This is a genomic window from Nostoc sp. (assembly GCF_036917975.1).
GTDB lineage: Bacteria > Cyanobacteriota > Cyanobacteriia > Cyanobacteriales > Nostocaceae > Nostoc.
Genome location: NZ_JBALEJ010000082.1, coordinates 1 through 7,975 on the forward strand (window position 1 = coordinate 1; position 7,975 = coordinate 7,975).

The 7,975-nt window shown below is 43.7% G+C and carries 6 protein-coding genes; 2 read left to right on the forward strand and 4 right to left on the reverse strand.

Annotation, left to right across the window (positions count from 1 at the left end; genetic code table 11):
• Both V7K76_RS28195 and V7K76_RS28200 read left to right on the forward strand, forming a co-directional pair.
• On the forward strand, positions 1–4,731 hold a 4,731-nt coding region (locus V7K76_RS28195), incomplete at its 5' end, for a HEAT repeat domain-containing protein (RefSeq protein WP_335030266.1).
• Entirely contained in the window at positions 4,716–5,927 is a 1,212-nt protein-coding gene (locus V7K76_RS28200) for an ATP-binding protein (protein ID WP_335030268.1), read from the forward strand. The genes V7K76_RS28195 and V7K76_RS28200, both read left to right, overlap by 16 nt.
• Before the next feature lie 209 nt (positions 5,928–6,136).
• Here the strand turns inward: V7K76_RS28200 and V7K76_RS28205 are convergent, their stop codons facing one another.
• The 4 genes from V7K76_RS28205 to V7K76_RS28220 form a co-directional block, all read right to left on the reverse strand.
• The gene (locus tag V7K76_RS28205) at positions 6,137–6,424 is read right to left on the reverse strand and encodes a hypothetical protein (RefSeq protein ID WP_335030269.1); all 288 of its coding nucleotides are present in this window, start codon (positions 6,422–6,424) and stop codon (positions 6,137–6,139) included.
• A 177-nt stretch (positions 6,425–6,601) separates the two neighbouring features.
• Positions 6,602–6,790 carry a hypothetical protein gene (locus V7K76_RS28210; RefSeq protein WP_335030270.1) on the reverse strand — a complete coding sequence of 63 codons (189 nt, stop codon included), beginning with the start codon at positions 6,788–6,790 and terminating at the stop codon, positions 6,602–6,604.
• A gap of 29 nt (positions 6,791–6,819) precedes the next feature.
• Positions 6,820–7,092, reverse strand: coding sequence for a hypothetical protein (locus V7K76_RS28215; RefSeq protein WP_335030271.1), 273 nt, complete (start codon positions 7,090–7,092; stop codon positions 6,820–6,822).
• Between the two features lie 221 nt (positions 7,093–7,313).
• The gene (locus tag V7K76_RS28220) at positions 7,314–7,607 is read right to left on the reverse strand and encodes a hypothetical protein (RefSeq protein ID WP_335030272.1); all 294 of its coding nucleotides are present in this window, start codon (positions 7,605–7,607) and stop codon (positions 7,314–7,316) included.
• Positions 7,608–7,975 lie beyond the last annotated feature (368 nt).

The window sequence follows — 7,975 nt, forward strand, 5'->3', positions numbered from 1 at the left end:
GCAGCCACACCCTACGTCAAAGACATCTTTAACTTCCTCAAAGATAAAAGCGTTGAGGCTTCAGTTCGTTCCAGTGCGGCACAAGCTTTGGGGAAATTGGGAACAGCAGCCACACCCTACGTCAAAGACATCTTTAACTTCCTCAAAGATAAAAGCGTTGAGGCTTCAGTTCGTTCCAGTGCGGCACAAGCTTTGGGGAATTTGGGAACAGCAGCCACACCCTACGTCAAAGACATCTTTAACTTCCTCAAAGATAAAAGCGTTGAGGCTTCAGTTCGTTCCAGTGCGGCACAAGCTTTGGGGAATTTGGGAACAGCAGCCACACCCTACGTCAAAGACATCCTTAACTTCCTCAAAGATAAAAGCGTTGAGGCTGAAGTTCGTTCCAGTGCGGCATCAGCTTTGGGGAAATTGGGAACAGCAGCCACACCCTACGTCAAAGACATCGCCGACATCCTCAAAGATAAAAGCGTTGAGGCTGAAGTTCGTTCCAGTGCGGCACAAGCTTTGGAGAAATTGGGAACAGCAGCCACACCCTACGTCAAAGACATCCTTAACTTCCTCAAAGATAAAAGCGTTGAGGCCGAAGTTCGTTACTTTGCGGCACAAGCTTTGGAGAAATTGGGAACAGCAGCCACACCCTACGTCAAAGACATCCTTAACTTCCTCAAAGATCAAAGCGTTGAGGCTGAAGTTCGTTCCAGTGCGGCAGAAGCTTTGGGGAAATTGGGAACAGCAGCCACACCCTACGTCAAAGACATCCTTAACTTCCTCAAAGATCAAAGCGTTGACGCTTTATTTCGTTCCAGTGCGGCAGAAGCTTTGGGGAAATTGGGAACAGCAGCCACACCCTACGTCAAAGACATCCTTAACTTCCTCAAAGATCAAAGCGTTGAGACTGAAGTTCGTTCTAGTGCGGCAGAAGCTTTGGAAAAAACTAGAAAACTAGAATCCGATGAGATAGTTATCATTCTGAATAATGTTTATTACGACGGTCAGTCAAAGATTGAAGATTGGCGCTTTTTAACTTATTTCCTTGGGGGCGGGACTGAGCCGGTTAAAACTCTACTTCAATCATTAGGTGAACCTCAAGAAAAAGATGATTATCTAAAACATTTTCATTGCCAAAAAATACTGCAATTTTTTCTTAAAACTTGGAACGAAAGTCAAGAATTGGCGGGATTACGGGAAGATTTGGCAAACCAAATTGCCGCAGTTACCAACAAAAGTTCTTGTAAATGGCAAGATATTCAGTTACTTCAATCTCATTACAATAATCTCCAAACTGCTGGTTTTCCACAAGCAGATACGGTAAAATCAAAAATTGATACTCTAGAATTTCAGAACCGATTTTTGCTGTTTGCAAAAGTCATCCTCATTCACCTTGCCATTTGGCTTACTCTCATCCTGTCATATCCTAAACTTACCCAATTTCTCGCACCTTTGTTCTGGAACCCTTGGGTACGGATAATTCTCGGTTTTGGTTACATCGGCTTACTTCTAACTTGGGTTCCTTGGCTGCGTTGCAGATTGTTACAACCATTTAAACCTTTGCTACTAGCAGATGCGGGATTAGACAATTTTATTGAACAATCTTATTTTGCTGAATCTTATGTCAAGGTTCCACGAAGTAACGCCTTACCCTTAAGCGCTGATAATAGGATTTTGACAACAAGGTGGGAAGAGGCAAATGGGAGACAAGGGAAATATGTGGGACAAGGGAGCAATCCCCGAAGCTTGCAATTGCTTCACTACGCTGTCGCTGCGTACCTTGCAGTCAGGCGTTTTGCCAACGCAATGACAAATAGATTTTTGCAAAAGAAGGTGCAGCCAGAGACAAATTCCACAGACAATATAACACCAGAAGTTCAACCTATTACCCAAGCACTGCCCACTCTCCAAGGGCAAATCGTCTTAGAAGGCGACTCTGGTTTAGGTAAGTCAATGTTTCTCCGCTATTTGGTGAACAATTCCCAGCACATTTTTGTTTACTTACCCGCCCAAAAGTGTGATAGAGGCGTCATTGAAGCAATTTATGCCAAGCTATGTGGACAAGTACAAGATGCCAAGTTCCTCAAAAATCTAATTTACAGTGGAGCCTTAGATATCTGCATCGACGGACTCAACGAAGTCACAGCGGACACGCGGGCAAAAATCTCTCAGTTTGCGGAAAGCTATTTCCGGGGCAATATGATTATGACAACCCAGCCCATAGAGTGGATACCGCCTTCTACAGCTAAGAAATATGAATTGCAGCCTTTGCAGCGCCAACAAATCCAGCAGTTTTTGCTTTCTCGTCATTGGGTTTCTGAAGTTTCACGGGATGAAAACCTCTCTCGTCTTAGGAGAGAGGCTTTGATTTCTCCCCCTTCCCTCATAGGGAAGGGGGCTGGGGGATTAGGTTCCACCACTGAATACGAGCAAGCCTGTTCCAAGTACCTTGCAGAAGCCTTCAACGAGCAACAATCGCCGGAAGATTTAGCAGCAGCGAAGCGGATTCTTTCTAACCCGATGGATTTAACGCTGGTTGCCCTGATGCTATCACAAGAACAGCAACCAAATTTGTTTCGCTTGCAAGAACAGCAATATCAGCTAATGGCAGCAGAATACCTGCGAAAATGGCAACACGAATTTCCTTTAAAGAAATTCTCTCAGGCAGTTTATCAAATGCGGCTGAATGACGAAAGCATTATACCCGCTGAGAAATTCAAACCAGAATTAACCAGTCTGGAAGATGAAAAATATAAGATGGCGATCAGCCGTCAATGGGAAAATGACAAGGGAGAAGCCCAGAAATGCTGGTACTTTCGCCACGATAAAATTATGGAATTCTTCTTGGTGCAAAACTTTCTTGGTGGAGGTGAAGCAGTTGAAGAACGGGTTAATCAACACATTAATGACCCCAGATTTCGCGGTGTCTATCTCTTATTAGCTAATTTACTGCCTTTAGATGCTGCTTTAGGGCTGCGAGAAAGAATTATTGAATACGCGGCTAACAGCAAAGACCATACATTAAGTGATAAATTTGTCCAGTTATTACAGTTACGCTTACCTTCCCGATGGACTCAATACGGGACATTTAAGCAACTGCTACAACAACACGAACAAAAAGCTCAATCTTTAGATTTAGTAGCGAATTTTTTAGAACAAGTTGATGCAAAGCTAAAACGTGAAAAAGAATACCTGACTATCGAATCTATCGCCAGCAGTCTAAGCATAAGCATTTACGCGCCGTTCCCTGTATTAATTACTGTTGACACACCAACAGATCAAGATATCATTCGCCTGGTGCAACTTACCCAAAAATTGCCAACAGAACAAACACAAAAAGCTGGTTTGTTAATCTACAAAGTTCCACCAGATACGACAGCCAGAATGGAAATTGCGAAGGTGCGGCTACGCGACAATTTTCTGCTAATTCCCATTCCTCTGACATCAGTAGAAAAAGCATTACCCGATAAATATGAATGTATCGGCTTGCTGGAAGGATATTGCGATCGCTACCTTCAGCATGCTGATTTCTTTGATGACAAGAACGCCATTAGTGACACTTTATCATTTTTTGGTCGCACAGAACTCTTACAACGTTTGGGAGAAGAACTGCTGAGATATCAAGGTGTGGGACTATTTGGATTACGCAAGTCAGGTAAAACCTCAGTGCTGCTCCAGTTAGGCTTTATGCTGCGCGAACATCCGATAATACATATTGATTTGCAACGCTATGGCGGTTCTCGCTACGGTGCGGCTTTATTTAATGATATTATTCAGCATCTATCTACTCTAGAAAGTGAAGTTATACTCCCTCAATCTGCACCTTTGCCTTTAGATAAACTAGCCACAGAGCTAACTGGTGAATTTATTCAACGAGTCAATGAACTTGCCCGTGCTATTCAAAAAAATAATAAATATAAATTGCCCATTCTGTGCTTTTTAGATGAAGTAGAAAGGATTATTCCCACACCAGAAGACAGCCGCGAAAAAGCTGAAGAATTTAATGCTTGTTTTGGGGCGCTACGGGTGTTATGTCAACAAAAACGGCAAATGTCACTACTAATTGCTGATGTCCATCCCGATTGCAATCGCATTAATTCCTGGTCACAACCAGGAGTTGCTACAAATCCGGTGTTTAGCTTCTTCAAAGAAATATTTTTACCGCCTTTCTCAAAAGCTGAAACTCAAGAAATGCTGGTGAGTCTTGGTAAATTAATGGGGTTAGAGTTTGATGCAGACACACCTCAACAAATCCATTACCAAAGCGGTGGACATCCTTTTGTTTCTCGCCAACTAGCTCGCTTTTTAACAGAAAAAATAAAAGATAATCATACCAAGCCTCCTCAAAATGGCAATATGCTGATTGAATGGTCAATGGTAGAGCCATATTTAGCCAGAACTTTAACTGAAAGTGGTGAGTTAAAAAATTACCTAGAAAGAAGCATTTGGGAAGATTTAACAAAACGCGACTTTCAAATTGCAATCTCCATTCTGCGAGTCATCGCCTGTAACGAACATTTCTCCGAAAGAATACCACAACCATCCTTACTCAACCAACTCAAAAGTCAATTCACAGCCAATCAGTGCTTAGATGCTTGTAATTGGCTCAAAAATGTTGGATTGTTGTATCAGGAGGAAGTTGAGCATCAGGATTTCTACCATATCCGAATTCCTCTCTTATCACGGTGGATTCAAATGCAGATGACAGAAGAGGAAATCGAACAATGCAAGATTTTGTAGCAGAACGTCCCTTTGATAATTACCGCGTCGCCATTACAGACCCTTCCCACTTCATTGGACGCAGCAAATTAATTAATACCATGCTCAAGTCACCTTTTCAGGTGCGGATACTCTTAGGCGGACGGCGTTTAGGTAAAACCAGCGCCTTACGTGCTGTGGAGTGGAACTTACTGAATCCGAAAACCAATTATCCCCGGCCTGCCTTTCCCGTACTAATTAACCTCCAGTTAGAACAACCCAAAGACTTAGATAATTTGCGTTACCTCCTTATCGCCAGACTCCGCGAAGCTATCGAACGCTGGCGAGAAGTACCTCTAGCTGAAATCCGGCAAATGTACCGCGAGTTTCTCAGTCAAATTAAGGGTGGCGAAGTTACCCTGAGTTTCCTCAAACAGTTAGATATCAAATTAAACATTAATAATCCCGACTCCGAAAGACGCTTAAATAACGATAGTTTTCGGTTAGCCTTCTTAAAAACTACAGAAGAACTGCGAAAGTTAAATTTTCAGGGAGTTTGCTTTCTCATCGATGGCGCTGAGTTCATTGTCCGCCAAAATTGGGCAACTGATGCTTGGTCTTACCTACGTGGTTTAAAAGATACTGACACTGCCATTAAGCCTTGCTTAGGTCTTTTATTGTCAGGCTATCGAGATTTGAAAGAATATCAGCAGCGCGTCGGTTCGCCATTATTAAACATAGCAGAAATCGAATGGTTAGCTCCCTTAAGCGACGGAGAAACCAAAAAATTAATTAGCGATCGCGCCGAACAAGAGAAAATATCTTTGAGTGAAGATAAAATTACCTCAGTTATCGAATGTTCAGGTTGCCATCCCTATCTTATACAACAAGCATTAAACCTGATTTTCGACTCTAACCACCAGCAAGATTCCTGTGCTCATCTCATCGACAAACTGCTACAGCATCATGACAAAGACTTTTCAGCATGGTGGAACGCTGAACATCTGTCTGGTTGCTTTGGCGAAGATGAACGCAAAATTTATTCTGCCCTGATTAAGAACCGCAAAGCAACCCCTAAAGATTTAGCACAGTATACAGGTTTCAGCCGAGCAAAGGTCATAGACGCATTAGAAGTGATCGCTGGTACTGGTGTGATTCGTCAATTAGATGACGATTCTTATACATTAGGTTCTCGCCTGTTTGAAGAATGGGTGACACAGCAGTGTATTAGCACTTAAAGACATATTAGTTTAACCAGATTGTGGTGGTGCATTAGGCGATCGCTCTTTGTTCTTTTCAGGAGACAGAGGAATTTCCAGCTTGATAGCTCCAGGAAAATTTTCAAGTGAGCCTGTGGCGATTCAGTTGTTTTTAAATGTGATAATGAATTAGATGCCTGCTGTGCCACTGGCTAGCTGTAGAGACAAGCAGGAAAATTTTCCTGCTTCTAACCACCCGCAGCGCGAGCAAAGTCAGCATCTTGAAACCCCCCATTGGGAGTCCACACCGGGGCAGCTGGGCGGGTCAACCCACGCGATCGCTCGAACTGGGCTAATCCAGGATTCAGAGGACTATTGGCAATCGCTACTGTTTCATCATGGTGCGATCGCATCCATCCCAAATGGATTAAACCGTCTGCGATCCACTCGGCTTTGATAGGTATCAAGTAGCAGCGATAGCGAACGTGGAGAATTGCGATCGCACCATTTAAGGGATAAATGTTGCCGCAGCGCAACGCACAGAAACCGCAAACTCGATTATCCTCGGCTGAAACCCTTTGGCAGTAATCAATGCTATTGGTTTCGTATGCTTCTCTTGTGGCTTGATCGGTTGCCTGGAGTGTAGCAGTACGGGCAATACTTTCCGCGTTACGTTTCGAGACTCCGAGATTGCGGCGTAGTACACCTGTTGTCTAGGCAATTCCCTGATTTTGAATTAATCCTTGGGCAATTACTTGTTTGGCGGCGGTCTTGAATTCAATGCCAGTGCCAGTCAGCCAGCTCATCGCATCTGTCACTGCGCTTTTAAGCGCTTCGACTGGAACCGTAGAGGGCAATACATCTGTGTTCGGGACGATAGTTTCAATCAGTTCTTTCGCCATTGAGCTACCATCGGTCGAAGCTTGATTAATTAAGCGACTCCCGGCTCTAAGGTTGCGGCTACTCCTGGGGGGATTAAATTCAGCAAATCTTCAATTTCTTGTAATAGCAGCGCTGAACGTTGCAGTCCAGTAAGGTTCGGTTGGGCGGCAGCTACATATTTGTCGTGCGATCGCCTCAGACTGTTTTCTAAATTGGCATAGCTAGTACCTAATGCCTGAAATATTTGCTTGATTGCTGACTCTTCTGCGGTTTGTAGAATCGCGTCGAATCGACTAATCACTCCAAAAACATCGCTGCTCATAAATCTTACGGTGACTACAACCTCAGCATGGAATATCTTGTTCCTGTTCAATCCGGCACTCTATACTCTAAGTCCAGGAAAATTTACCGCCATTTAATTTAAAAACCCCAGAGCGATATCCTTGCTCCGGGGTCGGTTAATGTTTTTACGTCCCACACAGTCTTTTGATTTCCGATCGCTTGGTTTAGTTTCATACTGGTGTTTTTAAATTGCTCAGTACATTATGCTTCAAAACAAGAGCGCCCTAACATAGTTAGAGCCTTATTGATGGCATTTTGCAATCGCTTGATATCTTTATTGATGATTGGAGGCGATCGCAGCTCGTAAATTGTCCACCGCCCACCAAAATCTGCTTCCCAGCTTTCTGACTGGTCTTCTTGCCTACCATTATGTTCGCCAGAATGCGTAACTGTAAAAGTCAATTTCCCAGTTTCAGGATCTAAAGATTGAATTTCAGTTCCGCCTTTGTAAGTATAAGCAATCTGCTCAATCTCGCCATCGTCGTCCCTATCCACCCTGACGCTTCCTGTCACTGGAAGGATAACTTTTCCGTCACGGAAGGCTTATGCTTCTAGTGACAGGCAGCGATGCCTACGGCGGGCTACGCCTACGCACTCTAGTAATTTCGGCATAGTACCAGTGTACTGCTTTGAAAAAGCGATCGCCTATGGTTTGGCTTTTCCTCTAAGAATTTTCTAGGGGCGACACCGATAGCGCAGCGTTAGCGACGCAGGAGCGTCACAGCCCGTCGTAGACATCGCTTCCCCGTTGCTTTCGTTTCCTCTAAGAAATCCAATCTCCAATTGCTAAAAATCCTTTATTTCCTGCGGCGATCGCCCAGACAGTTCGGGCATTTCCATGAAGAGATTTATCCCTTCACGGA